The sequence below is a fragment of the Taibaiella soli genome (assembly GCF_003236175.1).
GTDB lineage: Bacteria > Bacteroidota > Bacteroidia > Chitinophagales > Chitinophagaceae > QKTW01.
In genome coordinates, this window is record NZ_QKTW01000026.1 from 104,511 (window position 1) to 126,423 (window position 21,913).

Annotated in this window: 22 protein-coding genes; 14 read left to right on the forward strand and 8 right to left on the reverse strand. The window is 44.3% G+C overall.

Going from position 1 to position 21,913, the window contains the following annotated elements:
• Nucleotides 1–51 precede the first annotated feature (51 nt).
• Nucleotides 52–1,176 (reverse strand): tetraacyldisaccharide 4'-kinase, encoded by a 1,125-nt coding sequence (gene lpxK / locus DN068_RS19755; RefSeq protein ID WP_111000676.1) that lies wholly within the window; start codon nt 1,174–1,176, stop codon nt 52–54.
• 274 nt (nt 1,177–1,450) lie between these two features.
• Nucleotides 1,451–2,488 (reverse strand): glutamate formimidoyltransferase, encoded by a 1,038-nt coding sequence (gene ftcD / locus DN068_RS19760; RefSeq protein WP_111000677.1) that lies wholly within the window; start codon nt 2,486–2,488, stop codon nt 1,451–1,453.
• Between the two features lie 172 nt (nt 2,489–2,660).
• Here ftcD and DN068_RS19765 point away from each other — a divergent pair, with 172 nt between their 5' ends.
• Complete coding sequence (locus tag DN068_RS19765) at nt 2,661–3,272, forward strand: GNAT family N-acetyltransferase (protein WP_111000678.1); 612 nt, start codon at nt 2,661–2,663, stop codon at nt 3,270–3,272.
• A complete protein-coding gene (locus tag DN068_RS19770) occupies nt 3,265–4,542 on the forward strand; it encodes a retropepsin-like aspartic protease (RefSeq protein ID WP_111000679.1) in 1,278 nt (425 codons plus the stop codon). Before DN068_RS19765 ends, DN068_RS19770 begins: the two co-directional genes overlap by 8 nt.
• 63 nt (nt 4,543–4,605) lie before the next feature.
• Here DN068_RS19770 and dprA read toward each other — a convergent pair whose 3' ends face one another.
• Complete coding sequence (gene dprA, locus DN068_RS19775) at nt 4,606–5,670, reverse strand: DNA-processing protein DprA (RefSeq protein ID WP_207799055.1); 1,065 nt, start codon at nt 5,668–5,670, stop codon at nt 4,606–4,608.
• 121 nt (nt 5,671–5,791) lie between these two features.
• Here dprA and DN068_RS19780 point away from each other — a divergent pair, with 121 nt between their 5' ends.
• Both DN068_RS19780 and DN068_RS19785 read left to right on the forward strand, forming a co-directional pair.
• Nucleotides 5,792–6,256 carry a DUF6438 domain-containing protein gene (locus DN068_RS19780; RefSeq protein WP_111000681.1) on the forward strand — a complete coding sequence of 155 codons (465 nt, stop codon included), beginning with the start codon at nt 5,792–5,794 and terminating at the stop codon, nt 6,254–6,256.
• Between the two features lie 124 nt (nt 6,257–6,380).
• Nucleotides 6,381–6,713, forward strand: coding sequence for a phage holin family protein (locus DN068_RS19785; RefSeq protein ID WP_111000682.1), 333 nt, complete (start codon nt 6,381–6,383; stop codon nt 6,711–6,713).
• Nucleotides 6,714–6,937: 224 nt separating this feature from the next.
• On the opposite strand, the gene DN068_RS19790 is transcribed toward DN068_RS19785, so the two are convergent.
• Nucleotides 6,938–7,285: a 4Fe-4S dicluster domain-containing protein gene (locus tag DN068_RS19790; protein ID WP_111000683.1), complete on the reverse strand. Its 348-nt coding sequence runs from the start codon at nt 7,283–7,285 to the stop codon at nt 6,938–6,940.
• Between the two features lie 54 nt (nt 7,286–7,339).
• Here DN068_RS19790 and DN068_RS19795 point away from each other — a divergent pair, with 54 nt between their 5' ends.
• From DN068_RS19795 to DN068_RS19805, 3 genes are all read left to right on the forward strand, one after another.
• On the forward strand, nt 7,340–8,344 hold the full coding sequence (locus DN068_RS19795) for an acyl-CoA reductase (protein WP_111000684.1): 1,005 nt from the start codon (nt 7,340–7,342) through the stop codon (nt 8,342–8,344).
• Nucleotides 8,345–8,552: 208 nt separating this feature from the next.
• Nucleotides 8,553–9,389 (forward strand): CvfB family protein, encoded by an 837-nt coding sequence (locus DN068_RS19800; protein ID WP_111000685.1) that lies wholly within the window; start codon nt 8,553–8,555, stop codon nt 9,387–9,389.
• Between the two features lie 27 nt (nt 9,390–9,416).
• Nucleotides 9,417–10,193, forward strand: a complete 777-nt coding sequence (locus DN068_RS19805) for a M90 family metallopeptidase (protein ID WP_111000686.1) — start codon at nt 9,417–9,419, stop codon at nt 10,191–10,193.
• On the opposite strand, the gene DN068_RS19810 is transcribed toward DN068_RS19805, so the two are convergent.
• Nucleotides 10,194–10,538: a hypothetical protein gene (locus tag DN068_RS19810; RefSeq protein ID WP_111000687.1), complete on the reverse strand. Its 345-nt coding sequence runs from the start codon at nt 10,536–10,538 to the stop codon at nt 10,194–10,196.
• 234 nt (nt 10,539–10,772) lie between these two features.
• Between DN068_RS19810 and DN068_RS19815 the strand changes: the two genes are divergently transcribed.
• From DN068_RS19815 to DN068_RS19835, 5 genes are all read left to right on the forward strand, one after another.
• Complete coding sequence (locus DN068_RS19815) at nt 10,773–11,522, forward strand: lysophospholipid acyltransferase family protein (RefSeq protein WP_111000688.1); 750 nt, start codon at nt 10,773–10,775, stop codon at nt 11,520–11,522.
• 5 nt (nt 11,523–11,527) lie between these two features.
• Nucleotides 11,528–12,319: a Rossmann-like and DUF2520 domain-containing protein gene (locus DN068_RS19820; RefSeq protein WP_111000689.1), complete on the forward strand. Its 792-nt coding sequence runs from the start codon at nt 11,528–11,530 to the stop codon at nt 12,317–12,319.
• Nucleotides 12,320–12,349: 30 nt separating this feature from the next.
• On the forward strand, nt 12,350–12,685 hold the full coding sequence (locus tag DN068_RS19825; RefSeq protein WP_165836470.1) for a 2Fe-2S iron-sulfur cluster-binding protein: 336 nt from the start codon (nt 12,350–12,352) through the stop codon (nt 12,683–12,685).
• A gap of 142 nt (nt 12,686–12,827) precedes the next feature.
• Nucleotides 12,828–13,067, forward strand: coding sequence for a Fe-S cluster assembly protein IscX (iscX, locus tag DN068_RS19830; protein ID WP_207799057.1), 240 nt, complete (start codon nt 12,828–12,830; stop codon nt 13,065–13,067).
• Entirely contained in the window at nt 13,067–13,573 is a 507-nt protein-coding gene (locus DN068_RS19835) for a KdsC family phosphatase (RefSeq protein WP_111000692.1), read from the forward strand. Before iscX ends, DN068_RS19835 begins: the two co-directional genes overlap by 1 nt.
• 247 nt (nt 13,574–13,820) lie before the next feature.
• On the opposite strand, the gene mgtE is transcribed toward DN068_RS19835, so the two are convergent.
• Nucleotides 13,821–15,215 (reverse strand): magnesium transporter, encoded by a 1,395-nt coding sequence (gene mgtE, locus DN068_RS19840; RefSeq protein ID WP_111000693.1) that lies wholly within the window; start codon nt 15,213–15,215, stop codon nt 13,821–13,823.
• A gap of 160 nt (nt 15,216–15,375) precedes the next feature.
• Between mgtE and DN068_RS19845 the strand changes: the two genes are divergently transcribed.
• Nucleotides 15,376–15,669: a phosphoribosylpyrophosphate synthetase gene (locus DN068_RS19845; protein ID WP_207799059.1), complete on the forward strand. Its 294-nt coding sequence runs from the start codon at nt 15,376–15,378 to the stop codon at nt 15,667–15,669.
• Nucleotides 15,670–15,907: 238 nt separating this feature from the next.
• On the opposite strand, the gene DN068_RS19850 is transcribed toward DN068_RS19845, so the two are convergent.
• Nucleotides 15,908–16,933 (reverse strand): Smr/MutS family protein, encoded by a 1,026-nt coding sequence (locus DN068_RS19850; protein ID WP_111000695.1) that lies wholly within the window; start codon nt 16,931–16,933, stop codon nt 15,908–15,910.
• 485 nt (nt 16,934–17,418) lie between these two features.
• Entirely contained in the window at nt 17,419–18,000 is a 582-nt protein-coding gene (gene rdgB / locus DN068_RS19855) for an RdgB/HAM1 family non-canonical purine NTP pyrophosphatase (protein WP_111000696.1), read from the reverse strand.
• Between the two features lie 186 nt (nt 18,001–18,186).
• On the opposite strand from rdgB, the gene DN068_RS19860 reads away from it, so the two are divergent.
• Nucleotides 18,187–21,528: a TonB-dependent receptor gene (locus tag DN068_RS19860; protein WP_207799061.1), complete on the forward strand. Its 3,342-nt coding sequence runs from the start codon at nt 18,187–18,189 to the stop codon at nt 21,526–21,528.
• Nucleotides 21,529–21,913 lie beyond the last annotated feature (385 nt).

Genomic DNA, 21,913 nt, shown 5'->3' on the forward strand with positions numbered 1-21,913 from the left:
ACGGCAATTCCCTAAATGAAAATTAATAAGGATTTCACTTGGGATAAGTATTTATTCGACCTCATCAAAACTGATGTCCATGCTATCCAGGTCAGAGAGTCCGTTATGTTCTGCCAACGCTTTTTCCGTATAGCGCGTTACCAGTTGATCAAACGCAGAACCTTTGCCTAATAAGATCTCTACGGCAATTGGCAGCACGACGATCTGTATACCCCAATCCTTAAGTTTGTCTTTATGTAAATGCAACCTCGCCGCATCTTTTTCCGTTGTCACAATAACTTTATCGGTCACATTCCAGTTCCCGTAAGCTGCTTTGATTTCTTCCATATCCTTGCTCACGAAATAGTGATGATCAGGATAAGAAAGCACATGCACCCCTTTTGAAATACCTTCTACATGGCTTACCAACGGCTCCGGACGGGCAATGCAGCAGACCAGCACAACATGTTTTTCTTCCAGCGCCACTACTTCATTCGTGAAAAAATCGTACGGTTTTTCATAGCGAATTGTGGAGAAAAACAAATGCTGATCCGGCAGCGGATTTATATGCACTCTAATCGTGTCGGCTTCCTGCTGCGTCAATTGCTGCGGACATTTGGATACGATGATGATATCGGCACGCTTATATGCACTGCGGCCTTCACGCAGACGGCCATAAGGCAAAATATAATCGCTGTAAAACGGACGGGAATAATCGGTAATGAGAATATTCATCCCGGCTTTTACAGAACGATGCTGAAACGCATCATCGAGTAAAATAACTTCGGTGTCTGGTCTGCTCTGAATCAGATATGGAATGCCGGTCATGCGTTCTTCTGCTACACTTACAGCTATTTCCGGAAACTTCATATGGTACTGCATCGGTTCGTCGCCAATCTTCAGTGCATTGGTGTTTTCATTGGCCATCAAAAAGCCTTGCGTACGTCTTTTATAACCGCGGCTCATCGTCGCGACATTAAAGCGGTACTGCAACAAACGGATAAGGTATTCTACGTGTGGCGTTTTACCAGTACCGCCTACAGAAAGATTGCCAACGGTAATAACTGGTATGCTAAAACTAACGGACGATGAAAAACCGGTATCATATAAACGGTTGCGCAGCCAAACAATGGCACCGTAAATCAGTGCAAAGGGATATAAAAGAATTCTTACGAAAGAGAATAATTGAAATTTCATGTTTCTTATTGTCAATGGTCAATGGTGAATGGCAAATAGTGAATTGTCGGTTGCGAATGCCCGTGTAAGCTGTTGCATTGCATCTTGCATCTTTTGCATCTTTGCGGGAAACCCTAACACGTTTGTCATGGTGAGCGGAGTCGATTCATGTGAGCGATGAAAAGGCACTCAATTCGCGGGACATCTCCTACCGTCGATGTGACAAATGCGAGTGGCACAAATACGGGGCAACTGTCAATTGTCCCCCACAGTACTGTGCGGGGTCAATTGTCAATTATCTAAAGGTCAATTGCTCATTATTCAAAGCGTATTCTAAAATTTTTTCCTGCGGATCAAACGGTTTTACTTTATTGAGACCAAGATACTCGATTGCCGCATAAATCAGCAACTGACGGTCTTCCGGTATTGGCAGTTGTCTTTTCAGGTAAGAAAAAGTACCAGCTTCTATCAAACAGGCTTCCGGCATCAAACCAATCAGCTCACTGCCGAGTAATGTCACGCCAAGTTCCGAAGCAACGGCTGTACATGCCTCCCAAACCTGCAGCGGTGACGAAATGCGATAATCCAGCAAATTCATCGACACCTGTGCACATTCAAAATCGGCCATATACCACCCGATTGCACGCACTTTCGGCATCAGGCCCGGTATGCGTTTCCGTTTCCCATTTTCTGTAATAAAATGACCACGTTCACGAATGCGATCGGCTATATAACTAGCTTTAGTTACATCTTGTGTATTCAGAGAAATATTAAACGCCACCAGGATATCGCGGGCCCCAATCACGGTCGCTCCTTTTTCCGGCACAAATTCCTTTGGACCAAAATCCGGTACCCATTCCGCATTTTTCATTTTCTCCGCCAATCCTTCATATTCGCCTTTACGAATATCAGGTAATGCTTTCCGATATGGTTTTTCGGCAGAATATTCATAGAGATAAACAGGAATACCAAGCGCCCCTGCCCGTTCTGCCAAATTCTTCGACCAGGCTACAGCTTCGTCCATCGTAATACCGGACAGCGGCACCAGCGGACAAACATCGGTGGCACCGATACGCGGGTGTACCCCTCCCTGCTCACGCATATCAATAATTTCGGAAGCTTTTTTAATGGCACGAAAGGCAGCTTCTACCACTGCTTCAGGTTCTCCGGCAAATGTCATTACCGTGCGGTTAGCAGCCGGACTTATATCAATATGTAACAGCTTCACGCCCGGCACCGAACGAATGGCATCTGCGATCGCGTTGATTTTTACAGGATCTTTTCCTTCACTGAAATTAGGGACACATTCCAGTATCGTCTGTTTTTCACTCATTGCAGGTAAAATTAAGTTAAAACGGTGAGTGGTGAATAGTCAATGGTGAATACCCATCTGAAGATGAAGGCGGGACGACATTCTTTGCACAAAAACATATGGACGGTATTGACCATTCACCATTGACCAATTTTCGTAAATTGCATAATGCATAAATAAACGACCCTGATCTATGACAAACTGGATTCATCATCCTGTAATATTAGAAGGCAATCTCGTTACATTGGTTCCACTGGACCGCGTACATTTTGCAGACCTTATCGAAATTGGCAGACAGCCTGATATCTGGACGCATTTGCCATTTGACGGCACCGATGAACAAAAACTGGAACTGGAGCTGCAATCAGCGATTCTGAAGCGCATGAACGGGGAGCAATATCCGTTTACGATCATTAAGAAAAGTGACAACCGTGTCATTGGCAGCACGCGGCTTTTTGAGATATTTCAACAACATCGCAAACTGGAAATCGGCTGGACCTGGAACGATCCATCGAGCTGGGGAACGGATTGTAACACTGAAACCAAACTGCTGCTATTACAATATTGCTTTGAAACCCTCGGCGCACAGCGGGTGCAATTAAAAACACGTGACACTAATCTCAGATCCCGTGCGGCGATATTGAAAATTGGCGCCACGTTTGAAGGGGTACTCCGAAAAGACCGCATCGGAAAAGATGGGAAACCGCGCGACTCTTATATGTTCAGCATTATAGATGATGAATGGCCTGCAGTAAAGAAAATGCTGACAGAGCGATTGCATCCCGAAAACATTACGAATGATTAAACAGACAACTGGTTTTTTAATTTTCTTCTTATTTATTTTTAGTGCTCCTTCCTTTGCCCAAAGGGAGCTCAGGGATTACCTTGATCAGGCCGATTTTTTCCGGCTGCGCGATGAACTGGCTAAACACGGTTCCACTATCGATGCCGATGCAAGACTCTATTTTACTGCTTTTGTAGACAATGCTTTTAACCGGAATGAACTTTCCATTCGCCGGGTAGATTCATTTATGGCACTGAAAAAAGACGACTGGTACCCGAAAGAGATTGCCAATCTGCTGCAGGTGCAGCGCGACAATTACTGCAAAACCTACCGTTACAAAGACGCAGCAGCACTGGGTGACGTATTGCTCCAACACTATAATCATGTGCTCGATCCGGTGATTATCGGAGATGTAGCTAATACGAATAAAATATGGGGTTCGCTGGCAAACGTGCCGCCACAGCGTGTAGAAATACATTCTGATATTCAGCTGCCCATAAAAAAAGATGCAGCAAGCTTATGGACGCTGCCTGTAAGCAGTGGCAACTGGCAGGATGACTTTATTTTTGACACGGGTGCTAATATTTCTACAGTTACCTCTTCTGTGGCTGATAAAATGAAACTGCGCCGCTTTTCAACCCATTTTGATGTGCACGGATTTCAGGGTACTGTAGTCACCACTTCGCTGGGAATTGCAGACAGCCTGAATATCGGCAATATGGTTTTACACAATGTGGTCTTCATGATTATGCCGGATGATGCGCTCACGTTTTCAAAAATACAATATACGATTCACGGCATTATTGGTTTTCCGGTAATCAGCGCACTAAAAGAAGTGCATATTTACAGAAAGGGAACATTGGAAATACCTGCAAATGAAACTGCGCTGCCTTTTACGGAATCAAATCTAGCAATACATGGCCTGTTTCCAATGGTTCAAATGGGCACGGACAAAGGCGTTTACAATTTCCATTTTGATACCGGTGCGAAAATCACCGATCTCTTCGATACTTACTATGTACTCCACTCAAATTATATTCAGCGCAAAGGCAAACGTAAGGTTACAGAATTTGAAAGTGCCGGTGGCAAACGCAGCATGGAAGCCTATCAGCTAAAGAAGTTCAAATTCTATATTGGCGACAAAACAGCTACGTTACCAACTGTTACGATTCTTACCAAACCTATCCGTTCCGGCTCAGAAATGGTATATGGTAACATCGGCCAGGACGTCATGGAACAATTCGACGAGATGATTCTGAATTTCGATAAAATGTACGTGACATTTAATTAATGGTGAGTGATCAAATTTTGAATTACCCTTTAAATTGGCGGTTCACGACCTACAACAGACAACTCACGCAAGCTTATATCGCTTCCCTGGCAAGGTTTTCACTGCACCCAGCATTTCCAGCTGCAATAATGTAGACGCCAATGACGATGCCGGAAATCCGGTAAGATGAAAAAGCTCATCGCTATGAACAGATTCCTTGCCCTGCAAAATATCGATGATCTTCTGTTCTTCAGGTTGCAAATCAGGAAATAGCAATTGAGGTTTTGCTGAAACGCCGGTATTCGCAGCCCACCGCATCAGAGACAGTAAATCCCCTGCCCTCGTAATCATGCTCGCCATGTTTTTCTGCAGCAGATCATTGCAGCCGGCAGAGCGTGTATCAGTAATGCGGCCGGGAAAAGCCATAACCTCCCGATGATAGCTTGCAGCCAACATTGCCGTAATAATAGCGCCACCTTTTATATCACTTTCCACCACAACCGTCACATCACTTAGTCCCGCCACAATACGGTTCCTTATCGGAAAATTAGAACGGTCTGGATTGGTGCCAGATGTAAATTCAGTTAGCAAACCACCATTTCCCAGCATCTCCAATGAAAGATTTTTATGCATAGGCGGATAAATATTATCGAGCCCATGCGCCAATACGCCTAGCGTTGGAACACCTGATTTTACAGCTTTCTTGTGTGCAATAGCATCGATTCCATACGCGAGCCCACTAATCACCAAAATGCCCGGCACTTCCTTCAGCCCGTCAACTAGCTCCTCAGTGAGTTTCAATCCATAATCCGTATTCTTTCTGGTGCCAATAATAGCAACAGTCTTTTCTGCCTCTAAAGATGTATTCCCCTTGCCAAATAGCATGATGGGCGCATCGTGGCAATCGCGCAACCGCTGCGGATAATTATCATCGGTGAGAAAATAAGTTTGAACATTATGATCGGCGATAAATGTCAGCTCCGCTTCTGCTCTTGTTAAAATTTCCGGATCTTTTAAAGCACGCGCCTTTGCCTCTGTCATGCGCGACACTTGTATCAATTCTTTTGGAGTGGCCGCCAATACACCATCGGGCGAACCGAAACGGTCGACTAATGCACACGCAAGTCTTGGACCGATTCCTGGGGCCATACTTAATACAATTCTGTTAAACAACGCTTCCGCCGAATCTTTTGGCAACATATTTGTGATCAATTAAAACAGGCGCCTCAAAAAGGAGCTTATCTTTGTAAAAAGCTGAAAAATAACGAAAATGAGAAAACTAGCATTGAGCCTGTTGCCTGTATTGATGATATCCCTCTTCGCTTGCGCGCAAAAGAAAATTTCCTACGTAAAAATGAACCGCACGGCATGCTTCGGCCGTTGTCCGGTATATTCCGTGGAGATCTACGATAATGGCCTGGTTCGTTACTCCGGCCAGTATTATACCGATCATCAGGGCGTGTATGAAACAAATATTGGTAAATCGAAAGCGCAGAATTTGATGAAACAGTTTTCAAAATATCGTGTCGATACTTGCCAGAACGAATATGTAAGCCGTATCAGCGACATTCCGGGCATCATTTATAATATTAAATACGGCAAGACAAACAAGCGAATCAACAACGCTCATTTCGGTCCAATGTACCTTCGCACACTGGCAGCCAATATAGACAGCCTTTCGCAGGTAAACAGCAGCTGGAAGAAAAAAGCAGACACAGCAATTTTGAAATACTAATCTGTGAATGGTCAGTTGTGAGTTGGTAAAAATTCTGCCGACGCAAAATTATTGTACGCAGGCACTCACAACTGACTATTCACCACTCACAATTTTGCCGTAATTTCAAAATAAAATTATCACTATGGGAATCATCGTCAGAATATTGATCAGTGCGCTTGCGGTATTTGCCGGCGCTTATATTTTGCCCGGCGTGCATGTGCGCAGTTTTGGTGTCGCCATTATTGTGGCCATTATTCTGGGGCTGTTGAATGCATTCCTGAAACCATTGCTGGTCATACTGACGATCCCGGTTACAATCCTCACGCTCGGTTTATTTTTATTGGTGATAAACGCCGTGATCATTTTGCTTTGTGCAAAGCTGGTAGATGGATTCCGGGTGGATGGCTTCTGGTATGCGATGCTGTTCAGCATTGTGGTGTCACTGATTAATGCAATACTGGGCGGAATGGATTAACCCCATCCCCTGAAGGGGCGTCCCAGCGCGACTCAGATCCGCAAGGGTTAATAAGTTAATAGGTTAATACGCCAGCGAAAGAGTACTGATACAACTTATAACGTACAAAGTCGCACTTAAAACAACCCATCCACAGATTTTGACTTTTGAATTGATATTAAAAGAGAGTCCCACGATACCGTGGGACTCTCTTTTAATATCCTATCTATAAGCGTTCGCTTATATTATAAATGCAGTTTTTCTTTCTTTTCCAGCAGTTCGTCTACTGTTTCTTTGTACATATCATCAGGCACACAACAGTCTACCGGACAAACGGCAGCACATTGTGGTTCTTCGTGGAAACCCTGGCACTCCGTACATTTATTTGGAACAATATAATAAGAATCTACTGCAATCGGTTGATGACGAGCGCCGGCATCAGTTGTGCTTCCGTCCATCAAAGTGAAAGAACCTTTCACCGAGGTACCGTCAGCGATAGCCCATTCTACGCCGCCTTCATAAATAGCATTATTAGGACATTCCGGCTCACAAGCGCCGCAATTGATACATTCATCTGTTATCTTAATAGCCATATTCGGTCTTAATTTTAGTTTTTATCGATACAAAGTTACAATTTCGCACCAGAAATGAAACAGATCGTGAGCAGTTTAGCAAGTAGAATTGAAATATTGACCCGTTTAGGTGCCTATATGTGTTCGGAAGACGAAACCTGGCAGCAGGTAAAACAGCATGCCATCATCAAAAACTCCTGGTTTACCGAACCTTTTCTAAACACTGCCATTCAGAATATCGTTGATAATTTTTTACAGCAAGACAAACTGGAAGCCTGGGCAAATCAATATCCATTGCCAAAAGAACCTAAAAAAGTAGGTATTGTAATGGCGGGAAATATTCCGCTGGTGGGTTTTCATGATTTTCTGTGCGGTTATATCACCGGTCATCATTTATTGATCAAACTTTCTTCGAAAGACGAAATCTTACTGAAACATCTGGTAGAAAAAATGGCTACCTGGGATGCTTCGATAAATGAACAAGTACAGTTTTCCGAGCTATTGAAAGGTTGTGATGCCTATATCGCTACCGGCAGCAATAATTCGGCTCGTTATTTCGAACAATATTTTCAGAAATATCCGCATATCATCCGCAAGAACAGAACTTCTGTCGCCATTCTTGATGGCAAAGAAACCGAAGCCGAATTGAATTTGCTGGCCGACGATGTCTTTACTTACTACGGCCTTGGCTGTCGAAATATCACGCAACTCTGCGTTCCCGAGGGCTACGATTTCGAGCCGCTGCTGGCCAATTTCCGTCAGCGAGATGAAATGATGCTCCACCACAAATACAAAAACAATTACGATTACCATCTGGCGTTGTACCTGCTGAATAAAGTACCGTATATCACCAATGAATCTGTGCTGCTGATTGAAAATAAACTGCCTTTTTCTGCGGTAAGCGTACTGCATTACCGCTATTATAACAGCAAACAGGAATTGGCTTTAGAACTGCTCCAAAGCGGCGATGTGCAATGTATCGTCGGTCACGATCTCATTAATTTCGGCCAGGCGCAGGAACCTTCTTTGTTTGATTATGCAGATGGCGCAGACACCATGCAATTTTTGGGTACGCTCTAGAAATGTCCGGCCCAAAAGCATTTCCGCCCAAAGGGCCAGTTCGTTTAGCAGCGCAAAAACTTTACCTTTACAGCAAAGGGATAATCAATTTCGCATGAATTAGTTAAAAAACTAAAGGGCTAAAATATCGCGGTAGCCAACTGCCGTTTTAACCTTATAACCGATTTGACATTTAACAAATTACCCCTTTAACTTTTATAATATTACGATGATACAAGCAGGACAATATAGCACACTGAGAGTGGTGAAAGAGGTAGATTTCGGAATGTATCTGGATGGCGACGGCGAAGAAATTCTGCTGCCAAAAAGATTTGTTCCGAGAGGTCTGAAAGAAGGAGATGAAATTGAAGTTTTCATTTACCACGATTCAGAAAACCGCCTGATCGCTACTACGCAAAAGCCTTATGGCATTGTGGGCGACATTGTCTCGCTGAAAGCCGTAGGTAGCACCCGTCAGGGGGCTTTTCTTGACTGGGGATTGATGAAAGACCTGTTTATGCCGCTGTCACAACAGCTTTCCCGCATCGTCGAAGGCCAATATTATACAGTACTGATCTATCTCGACGAACAGACCGGACGTGTTGCCGCTACAGAACGCATTAACCGCCTGCTCGACAACGAAGACCTGACTGTCGTAGAAAAAGAACCAGTCGATCTGTTTGTACAACGCGAATCTGATCTTGGATACGTAGTCATCATCAATAACCTGCACATCGGTTTGTTACATTATGACGATGTCTTCCGTGAGCTGAAAGTAGGTGAAAAACTAAAGGGCTTTATCAAGACCATTCGCCCGGACAATAAAATTGACGTTGGTGTAGGTGAGATGGGTTATGCCAAAGTCGCCACCATTGAAGAGAATATTTTACAATTGTTGCGCGAAAACGGTGGTTACCTGCCTTATCATGACAAGTCTGACTCTGACGAAATCTATGCATTTTTCGGCGTCAGCAAAAAAGCTTTCAAGATGGCTATCGGCGCACTTTATAAACAAAGAAAAATAGATTTTGCAAAATCAGGCATTCAATTAATCGACGAAGCCTAAACGAACACTAGTCTTAAAAACAGATTTATGTGGTTTCTTGTCATTGCAGCATTCATCCTCTGGCTGATCGTACGAAAAAAGAACAAGAAAGAAAAGCCAGTTAGTTTACCGACTAATAATAGCGCCATGCTGGAACAACATGTGCGCTTTTACCAGAAACTTACTCCGGAACAGAAAAAATCCTTTGCAAAACGTGTTCAGGACTTCCTGGGCCGTACGGCTATAACTGGAGTAGGAACTACGGTCACCGACCTCGACCGTATGCTGGTGGCCGCCAGTGCTATCATTCCGATTTTTGCATTTCCGGACTGGCGCTATAATAATATTGACGAAGTGCTGCTCTATCCTGATCGTTTTAATGAAGGATATGAGCAAGCCGGCGAAAACGACCGAAATATTCTGGGCATGGTGGGCAGCGGTGCCATGAACCGCCAGATGATCCTTTCACAGCCGGCATTGCGCTCTGGTTTCGAATATAATGACGGGCACAACACAGGCATTCACGAATTCGTGCATTTGCTGGATAAAGCAGATGGCGCGGTAGACGGCATTCCCGAATACCTTTTGCAAAATCCATACATCATTCCGTGGGTCAATCAGATGCACGAAGAAATCATTAAGATTCGCTCCATGCATTCTGATATTGACCTATACGGAGGCACCAACGACGCAGAGTTTTTTGCCGTGATCGCCGAGTATTTTTTCGAAAAACCAGAACAGCTGGAAATACACCATCCGAAGCTATACAGTTTGCTGGAAGGCATGTTCCGCACGCAAAGCGTTTTTTCACCGCCCGGCGAATAACTATCCTTCCGAATCAATTACCAGAGTTGGCATTGCTTCCTGGTTCATCACACGGATGTCCATACCATGGATTTCGTTTACTTTTTCAACGAACCATTTGGTAAATTCATCCTGTCCGTGTGTAAAATCATTGAAAGATTTTACCGGATCTTCGCCCTCCAGAGTCACTAACACAAGGTCTCCCATTGGTGTTTTCTGAATGAATGTTCTTTCCCGAACACCAAATTTCTTGCGGGAATCGGCAAACTGCTGTTTGTATTTAGATTGCAGTTCATTCATAAAGCTTTCCCATAATTCTGTTTTTCCCGGGGCAACGGGCACTGCCATAGCAACCAGCTTTTTCATAAAATAAAAATTTAGAATATAAAATTACCTATATACATATAGCCAATTTTAATATTAACGCATCAAAAACATTCAGCGGTAAATGCCGATAATAAATATCTAAGTCTCATAGCGAAACCAGCCACGCATTTTTCCACACAACACAGAACTATCGGCTATCTTTGTTTTCTTTACGTTTGAAGTGATTGGTTTTTATATCAATCAGAAATCACAAATCTCCAATACATCAATAGTATGAATCCTCTGAAAAGGGTTTTAGGACACATCTACTTCGTCTACGCCATTATTCTGTTTACTGCTACCATGCTGATCGTTATTATCCCGATCTGGATGACTACTTTATTCACCGAACCGCGCCGCTCGCAATACTTACAGCCGATTTTCAGACTCTGGATGGGTGTGTATCTGCCATTGGTATTTTGTCCGGTTCGTCGTCGCGGCAAGCAAAATTTTAAAAAGGGCGAGAACTATGTAGTGGTGTGCAATCACAATTCACTGGCCGATATCCCGGTTTCTTCTCCGTGGATTCCAGGTCCGAATAAAACGCTGGCCAAAGCTGAAATGGCCAAAACTCCTTTGTTTGGTCTGATCTATAAAGCAGGCTCCATTCTGGTAGATCGTAAAAAGGCAAATAGCCGCCGCGAAAGCTTTACCAAAATGCAAGAGGCATTACAGAAAGGCTTACATCTTTGTCTGTATCCCGAAGGAACACGTAATAAAACAGATCAGCCTCTGCAACCGTTTTACGATGGCGCGTTTGTCACAGCGATAAAAGCGCAAAAGCCAATCATTCCGGCACTCATCTTCAATACAGGGCGCATTTTACCACATAACATCAACGGCTGGGCGCAACCAATGCCCATCCGAATTGATTTTCTGGAACCGATATCTACGGAAGGATTAACGGCCGATGACGCAGCAGAACTAAAGGACCGCGTACGAACGCTGATGGAAACCTATTATGTTGCAAACCGTAAAAAATAAATTCCATGCAGTTCACCATCGCGGGAAACGGCAATATGGCCTGGTTTTTAGGGCAAAAACTAATACAAAGCGGACATACATGCAACGGTATATATGGCCGTAACAAAGCAGCAGTAACCGCCTTGGCGGGCGCTTTACAGGCAAACGTGCTTGACAATATTCAGGAATTGACCAAGGCAGACGTCTGTATTATTGCTGTAACGGACACAGGCATCCCGGAAATTGGGGCGCAATTGCACAACACGAAGGCAGTACTGATCCATACTTCAGGTACCACGGCTACGAGCGCACTGGGTAATACATCCGAAAACACGGGTGTATTATGGCCAGTCTACTCTATTCTTAAAACCGGATTTCCACAGCATCGCGATATTCCGGTAGCATGGGAAGCAAATACCGAGCACGCAGGTCAAATCATTCAAGAGATCATCAAAAGCTTTTCTGATAAGGCGTTTCCCGCAAATACAACTCAGCGGCAATGGCTGCATCTTACGGCTGTAATCGCTAATAATTTCACGAATCATCTGGTAGCACTCTGCGAAGAAATATGTACGGAACAGCAGTTGCCCTATGATATTCTGCTCCCAATTCTGCGACAAACTTTTGAGCGCGTAATGACAGTTCCGGCGAAAAATGTACAGACCGGTCCGGCAAAAAGAGGTGATCTTCCTACAATAGAAAGACACTTAAATATGTTATCTGCACACCCTGAATGGCATCAGCTTTACAAGAGCATCACGGCGTCAATAGAAAACATGTATCAACAAGGGCATACAGAAACGGATTTGAACCGTTAACTTTGCGGCCAAATTAGACTGTATATATTCATGTTTACCATTAAGTTTTCATTTGAACAAAAAGGACTGGAACCAATCACTATTGATAATGTGGAGGGCGGACAAAGCGTTCTGGAAGTAGCGCTCGACAATAATATTGAACTGCACCACAATTGTGGTATGGTTTGCGCTTGCAGCACTTGTCATCTCTACCTTGAAAGCGGCGAAGAACTCGTTCCTGAACTTTCTGACAAAGAAGAAGACTTTATTGATCGCGCCCGTAATCCGCGCCTCAACTCGCGTCTGGCTTGTCAATGCATTCTGGAAGGCAAAGGCGGCGTACTGGAAGTAACGTTACCAGATCAGAGCACAATTCATGGTGACTAAGCCTCCTCTAGCTCCTCCAAAGGAGGAGAACTCCCCACGCGTCCTTCGCTCGCGTAGGTTTAAGTTTTGAGCTTTCGGCGTTGGGCTTTCAGCCTTTGAGCGTTTTTTACTTTTTACTTTTGACTTTTAAATTTTTTAGATAATGTCTCATTTTGAACCACCGATTCATTGGAATGATTACGAGGATATCGCACTGAAACTGTATGAAAAATTCGGTGACGAGTTTACTGAAAGCAAAATATACCGCGTTCGTTTTACAGACCTGCTGGAATGGGTATTAGAACTACCCCATTTCGTAGGCAAACGCGAAGAAAGTAATGAAGGCCACCTGGAAATGATCCAGTCGAGCTGGGTTTATGAATGGCGCGATAATCAGGATTAATGAATCTGCTTGAACTATTCGCCCCAATCCGGGCTTTTGTTTTCGATATTGATGGCGTACTTACCGACGGCACCTTGCTGGTGCTGGAAGACGGTCACCAACTACGTCGTATGAATATCAAAGATGGTTATGCGCTGCAACTGGCGGTGAAAAAAGGCTACCAGGTTTGGGTGATCAGTGGCGGCACTTCTGAAGCAGCACAGATTCGTCTGAATAAACTCGGTATTACCGAAGTACATATTGGTGTCAAAGACAAAAAAGCCAAGCTGCATGAACTGGCTGCGAAATACAATATCGAACTGAAAAACGCTTTGTACATGGGCGATGATATTCCCGACTATGCAGTAATGCAATGTTGCGGACTACCTTCTTGCCCGAATGATGCTGTATCGGAGATCCGTGAAAAAGCGTTATACATTTCTCCGTTTAACGGCGGCTTCGGCTGTGTACGTGACGTGCTGGAAAAGGTTTTGAAGTTGAATGGAGATTGGGATTTGCCTGTATAAGGTTAAATGGGTAATCGGGTAAAGGGTTAATTCGTCGCGAAACTTTAGGATAATAAAAAAGCCGGACTGCTTGAAACAGTCTGGCTTTTTTATGTTTTATTCTGGCGCGAGAGTTAGCGTAGCGCTCTCGTGTCTAAGGATATGGCCAGTCTCTGACTGGCATCACAAAGACCGCAGGTCGAATCCAATCGGAGACTGGAAGTATGGTGGACACGAGCGCCCTTCGGAACTCTCGCGCCAGTTACAATTAACCGAGCAATACTCCCTGCAGGAAAATATATGCCACGCTGAAATAAATAATAATACCCGTTACATCCACAAGCGTTGCCACGAAAGGTGCTGATGAAGATGCAGGATCGAGCTTGCATTTCTTGAGAATGATCGGGAGCATTGAGCCCATCAGGCTACCCCATAGTACAATTCCAAAGAGAGAAAACAGAATAGTAAGCGCCACTAATCTCCAGTGCGGTCCGTAATCAAATATGTGCAGGTTTTGCCAGATAACAATACGGACGTAACCAATACAACCAAGAATAGCACCTAATAAAGAACCAGACATCAGTTCACGACGCATGACACGCCACCAGTCGCCAATTTTTATTTCACCCAACGCCATTGCCTGTATGATCAGCGTGGACGCCTGCGAACCACTATTACCACCACTACTCATGATGAGCGGAATAAACAGGGAAAGTACAATTGCTTTTTCAATCTCGCCCTGGAAGTGTTGCATCGCTGTAGCAGTAAGCATTTCACTCAAGAAGAGAATCACAAGCCAACCGGCTCGTTTCTTCACGAGCTTCAAGATCGGCATGTCGAGGTAAGGCTCATCGAGGGCTTCGGTACCACCCATTTTCACCATATCCTCAACGAATTCCTCATTGGTCACCCAGAGCACGTCATCAATCGTCACGATGCCGAGCAACACATTATGGTCGTCAACCACCGGCAAAGCCACGCGGTTGTTCATTTTAAATACTTCATTGGCCACACTTTGCTCATCATTTACATTGAGCGTAATGAATCGGCCGTCAATAATATCACTTACTTTTTTATCCGGGCTCGCCAGGAGAAATTCACGGATTCTTACGTCATCGATCAGTTTACCATCTTCATCAATTACGTAAATGACATCGATGGTTTCGCTGTCCTTGCCAAAGTGACGGATATAATCGAGTACGTTTTGTACCGTCCAGTTGGGGAACACCGCGATATAATCGGGTGTCATCAAACGACCAACAGAACCTTCTTTATAACCGAGTAGACTCAGCGTCACTTTCCGTTCTTCTGGATCCAGCAGTTTGATCAGTTCTTTTACTGCACTGCTCGGTAACTCTTCCAGGAATGACGTACGGTCATCCGCAGGTAATTCGTTGAGCAGTTCCGCAATTTTATGCGGTGGCATTTCACGAATAATATCTTCCTGAACGCCCTGATCCAATATTTTAAAAACCGAAGCTGCCCGGTGAATAGACAAAAGGGAAATGATTAAGGACGCAGACTCGGGGAACTCATCGATCAATACTTCGACATCGCTGATGTTTTGTTCATTCAGCATTTCTTCCAATCCTTGAGTATTATCCAGTCTTCTTAAGTCCTGAAATTGTTCCAGCAGAACGTTTTGATCGATTTGAGGCGCCATATCCGGAAAATTTGCGTGCAAAAATACGCTCTATATCTCACTTTCCAGAGTACATTCAGAAAAAAACAGCTGTATTTTTTTACAATGAAAAAGTTCAGACAATCTTATTGTTGCGGTAATTCTGATAATATGTAAATTCACTAAAAAAAAGATGGCAGGCATGGACACGTTATCACAGGTTATGGAACACCTCAGAGGAGAGGGTTATACAGAAAATTTCAATTTACAACGCACACACCTCGCAAGCAAAGACTTACAAGTTTTGCATGACGAATTCATCATCGACAAGGTGTATCGTTTTGAAGGCAATACAGATCCGGCAGATGAGGCTACACTCTACGCTATATCTTCTCCAAAATATAATATCAAAGGTGTGCTCGTAAACGGCGCTGGTATTTATTCTGATGAACTGACAGACGAGATGCTGAAAGCACTTGAAATTCGACGGGACTGATTCTTTCAATTGACAGTTGCTCATGTTTGTTTTTTACCCGCGTTTGTAACAAAAAATGCCGGTCGAACGACGACGTGAGGATCTAATTTCGCGTCTATCATATCGCGGGATGTCTCCTATCGTCGACATGACAAACAAACGCAAGCCGACATTACGTACACTTATTATCCGGAGACGTAGCAGGCTACGTCTCTACGGAGAAACTCAGGACATTCACCATTGACGATTCACCATTCACCTAATCATATTTAAAGAAAATCTCCGTTGCACCAAACCCATAACGGCCTTGCCATTCATTATTGTAACGCGCTACTTCAGGCATGGCCTTCAGAATTTTATGGATTGCATCTCTGAGAATACCCTTGCCCAATCCATGAATCACAATCATCTGATCCTGACGATGCGCGACAGCCAGCGCTAACGCTTTGCTCAGTTCATCCAGTTGTAGCTGCAGGATTTCCGTATTCGTCAACCCTTTTGTATCGATCATTAATTCTTCTACATGCAGATCCACTTCATAGCGCGGTAATTCCAGCTGATGAAAAGAACGGATAATCTTGTCTTTCGGAATGGGTGCGGGAATGAACTTTTTCTCCGGTTCCGGTTGTTTGGAGTTCTCTTTCGCAACAGGCAAAAAATCTTCCGCAAGCAGATAACTGAATGACGGCTCGTTGTTCATCTGCAGTTTTGAAATCTGCTCAAAAAGCTTTACTGGCTTGATACGCAGCTGTCCTTCTAAAGACGCAAACTGACCCGGATTTTCCATCGCTATCAATTCCCAATTGAACCGCGGCTGATCGTTCATGCTTTCAAATGAAATATTATGCAGGTATAGATGTCCGAACGCATGCAGCTGCCCCTGATGTTTGAAAACGCTACGCTCCCCTACTTTCACATCATAAACATAGTGCACTGAAATTGGCGTTTCATTCAACAAATACACTTTCAGATGGTCCACCACCTCTTCCATCAAATCCATTTTGTAGACAGGTAGCATTGAAAGATAAAATCCCTTCGCCAGTCGCTCCGGACGTTTGTTGGGCTGCTCCACAGGCAATTGCTCCGGCGCTGCCTTCTTTTTCTTTTGTTCTTTATTTTTTTCAGTAAACCATTTCAGATAGGGATGATCTACTTCATCTTCATACACCGGAAATGTAACGCCATCCACCGTCACCTCCAACATTTTGTCGTTGAGGTAGGCAGTGATATTCCCTTCTTCGCCCGTTCTTTTCAGTATTATTTTATCTCCGATAGAAAACTTCATCCTTATAAATTCAAAAGTCAAAATTCAAAAAAGCTGAAAGCCTAAAGCTCAAAGCTTAAAACTATGGCGACTCGAAAGACGCATCGTGAGTTGTCCGTTGTGAGGACCAAACACGAATGTCTAACCAAAATGTCACATCGACGGCAGGAGATGCTCCGCAATATTTGGGCCTGCATTACGCGGGATCCCTCCTATTATCGGGATGACAAACACACGTAAGCCCCAACACGAGGATTTCCTCTATAATCTACAAACACCTCGGGATAACCAACACGAACATTTGTCAACTGTCCGTTGAGGACCAAACACGAATGTCTAACCCAAATGTCATATCGACGGCAGGAGATGTCCCGCAATATTTGGAACTGCATTACGCGGGATCCCTCGAATCTCGGATGACAAACACACGCAAGCTCAATATTTCGCGCAGCTTGCTTCTTTCGTTGCAACGACGCGAGACACATTTCCCACATTAAACACATTCATTATCGCATTCCTTCATTAAGAAAAGCCGCCATCGCCTTCAGCGCCTTGCCTCTGTGGCTGATCTGGTTTTTAATATCTAACGAAAGCTCGGCAAAAGTCTGATCGTAACCGTCAGGCACAAATATCGGATCGTAACCAAAACCACCACCGCCGCGTGGTGCATCCAGCAACGTACCACGACAAATTCCTTCAAAGAAATAAGTCTGCTCTTCCCAAATCAGGCAAATGACCGCTTTATAATGTGCGGCTCGATTTGTCGCATTCTTTATATTTTCAAGTACCAACTGCAAGTTGCGATCATCGTCTTTAGGCTCACCAGCATAACGTGCACTAAAAACACCTGGTGCCCCATTGAGGGCGTCTACACAAATGCCACTGTCATCTGCAAAAACATTCTTCCCTGAAAAATTAAAAATCGTAGCGGCTTTTACCTGAGCATTCTCTTCAAAAGTATCATATGGCTCTTCGATTTCATCCGTAAAGCTGATGTCTGCCAATGAAAGCAATTCGAAGTCTTGCAACAGATGACGTATTTCTCTGATTTTGCCCTGGTTATTTGACGCAATGACTAATTCCTTCATAAATACAAAGAACGGTTACAAATGGTCCATTTCTCACAAATGGCAGAAAAAAAGTTAAGTCACTCTATCTGATTTAAAATCAACTCACTTAAAAAATTAAACAAATGGGTATTAACTCAAACTTAATGGCACAGAAATTGATGTTGTTAAAAAATGCACAAATTTTGTCGACGAAATCCATTTATTATGCGACTCAAACATTTACTTTTCTTCTTACTAATGTTGCTTTTGGGAGTGGATTCCAGAGCACAGGTCACGTCCAGCAGCCTGACGGGCTTCGTAAAGGATGAGGCAAACAAAGGTTTGCCAGGCGCAACGGTCCGCGCAACTCACCAACCTACCGGTTCCGTTTATGGGACAGCTTCGCAAAATGATGGTAGCTTTTTTATTCAAAATATGCGTGTAGGTGGTCCCTACAAAGTAGAAGTATCCTACCTCGGCTTCGAAACGAAAACTTATGATAATATTTACCTGACGCTCGGTGAACCATACCAACTGAACGCGGTAATGGCTGAAGGCGGCAAAACGCTGCAGGAAGTAGCAGTCGTTGGCGGCAGAAACCCAATCATGAACAACCAGCGAACCGGCGCTTCTACCAATGTCGGTGCCACGCAGCTGGCTACATTGCCTACCGTTTCCCGCAGTCTTACCGATTTCACCCGGCTGTCTCCGCAAGGTGGACCAAGCTTCAGCAGCGGCGTCAATAACGGTAACTCTTTTGGTGGCCGTGATGGTCGTTACAACAACGTACAGATCAACGGTGCCAATTTCAACAATGGCTTCGGACTTTCTTCCAACCTCCTTCCTGGTGGTAGCGCACAGCCTATCTCCCTGGACGCAATCGAAGAAGTGCAAATTGGCATTGCCCCTTACGACATCCGTCAAAGCGGCTTCACAGGCGCTAACATCAATGCCGTAACGCGCAGCGGTACCAATGAATTTCATGGTTCGGCCTACACATACTGGCGCAACCAGACCTTCAACGGTATGCATGCCGGCAATCAAGATCTTCCTGATCAGGCAGCTACCACCAACAATATTTATGGTGCGCGCCTCGGTGGTCCGATCATTAAAAACAAACTATTCTTCTTTGTAAACGGCGAATACGAGAAATATGTTTACCCGGGTGTAAACTGGGTGGCAAGCCGTCCGGGTGTAACTGGTCCGAATGTTTCCCGCACACCTGCAGATAGCCTCCAGGCAGTAGCAGACTACGTAAAATCAAAATATGGTTACGATCCCGGTGGTTATGAAAACTATGGTAATACCTTTACCAATAAGAACACGAAATTCCTCGCCCGTATCGACTGGGACATCAGCCAGAAACATAAATTCTACATCAGCTATTCGCAACTCGACGCAACAGAAGACCAAACTGTAAATGCTACTTCGGCTGCGGGTTCTAGAATTACCAATAACCGTATTGGCTCCAATTCACTCGCTTTCCAGAATTCTAACTACGGCATTAAACACACCGTACGTTCTGCAACAGCTGAGTTAACAAGCACATTCAGCAACAAAATTTCTAACCAGCTCATCGGTACTTATTCTGATGTACGTGATCAGCGTACTTCACCAAGTTCACCGTTCCCGTTCATTGATATTGCTACCAGCAGCAAAAACATCAACGACAACTATATCAGTCTGGGGTATGAATTATTTACGTTGAACAACGATCTTAAGAATAAAAACTTCAACGTTACCGACAACCTTACTTATACCAACGGCAAGCACAACATCACTGCCGGTGCAGCTTTTGATTATATGAGCTTTGCCAACAGCTACCTGCCTTATGGCACCATGTATTACCGCTACGCTTCTGTAAGTGATTTCATCAACGATGCACCGCCGGTTGTATTTGGTTATACATATCCTTATGCCGACCAGGGTGGCAATACTTATGTAAAAGTAAACTACGGTCAGGCGAGTGTTTATGCGCAGGACAAGTACAACGTGACCAACCGCATGACGCTGACTTACGGTGTTCGTCTGGAAATGCCATTCTACATGAATGACCTTCCGAAAAATCAATACATCGATACGTTGAATCTGCCTGATAAAAACGGCAACCTCACGCACTATGACGTGAGCAAATGGCCAAAACAACGACTGCTCGTTTCTCCGCGTATCGCGTTTAACTGGGATGCACTCGGTAACCGCAAACTGCAATTGCGCGGCGGAACAGGTATCTTCACAGGTCGCGTGCCGTTCGTATGGTTTACCAACCAGCCGGGCAACTCTGGTACACTCACCAACCAGGTTGTGTTACAAAGCTCGTCAAACTCAGATGCAGCGATCCTGAACAACGCTCATTTCGCCACCTCAGCTACCGATCCTAATTCAATCGTGTCTCAAAATCCAAACCGTTTCCCGCAAGCTGGCGGCACATCAGTTCCGGGTCAGATTGCACTGGTTTCTCCTGATTTGAAAATGCCTCAGATCTGGCGTACGAATATCGCGGTAGATTATAAACTGCCTTGGCTGGGCTTGATCGGTACTGCGGAAATGATCTTCTCAAAAGATATTCAGAACGTATACCAACGCAACGCCAACCTGCCAACGGCACAAGCCACATTAGATAATGGCGGTGACACTCGTCCTTACTGGACCAAAAACACCATTTACAGCAACCTGAGCGGTGTGTACATTCTGGAAAACACTAACAAAGGCGAATCTTTCTCTTTCACAGTGGGTGTAGCTCGTCCGGCACGTAAAGGTTTCTACGGATCCCTGTACTATACGCTGACTTATGCTGAAGATGTTTCTTCAAACCCAGGTTCGCAGCCAAACTCTGCGTGGAACGGTCTGCCGAACACAAGTTCACCGAACACGATTGCGCTGAGTCCGTCCGAATACCTGACGCCGCAACGCCTCGTTGGTAATATCTCTTACCGTTTTGAATATGGTAAACATTTCGGAACAACGCTGTCGCTGTATTATGAAGGTGCTTCGCTCGGTCGCTTTAGCTATCTGTACAATACCGATATCAATAAAGATGGTGTAAATGCCGATCTGATCTATGTTCCAAATAAAGCGGGCGACCTGCAATGGGCTGACATCAAAGATGCAAAAGGCAACGTACTGTTCACCAAACAACAGCAGATTGCAGCGTTTGATGCCTACATTAATCAGGATGCTTATCTGAGCAAACACCGCGGTCAATACGCAGATCGTTATGGTGCGAAATATCCGTTCTACAGCCGTTTCGATTTTAAACTGATGCAGGATCTGTTTACCAATATCGGCAAACGCCGCAACACACTTCAGTTTACCATTGATATGATGAACGTCGGTAACTTCATCAATCCGAACTGGGGCGTACAACAACGCCTGAATGTAGGTAGCGGTAACAACTCTTCTATTCTGAATGTAGCTACTGCAGGTTCTCCGACTGCAGCGCCTGTTTACCAGATGGCCACTGTAAAGGATAATGCAGGTAACACGGTATTGCCAACGTCTACGTTTGTAAGCAACGTAAATACTATTAGTACCTGGGGCATGCAACTGGGTTTGAGGTATACATTCTAACCTCCCCTAACCCCTCCGAAGGATGCGGACGCTCAGCGCGAGATTACTCATAATGCCAAGAAAGGTGCTCACGATATTGTGAGCACCTTTCTTTTTCTCGCAGAGGCACAACGGCGCAACTTTATATAATAATATGGTCCTTTAGATTTGCCTTGGCAATTCCCTAAAGACATTACTATTATTATTACTATTTCTTTTTTGCTTCTTTTTTCTTTAGAAATCCACAAATTTTGTGGATAAATAACTAACCTCAGCAGGGACGGATTACCTATACGGTCAAGGCTTAAATGCCTATGCAATGATAAAATTCCCTGCTGATTTTTCCCTTGGTGTCCATATAGCAATTAGGGTTTGTGACCCACTATTAAGGACTTGGACTATTCGG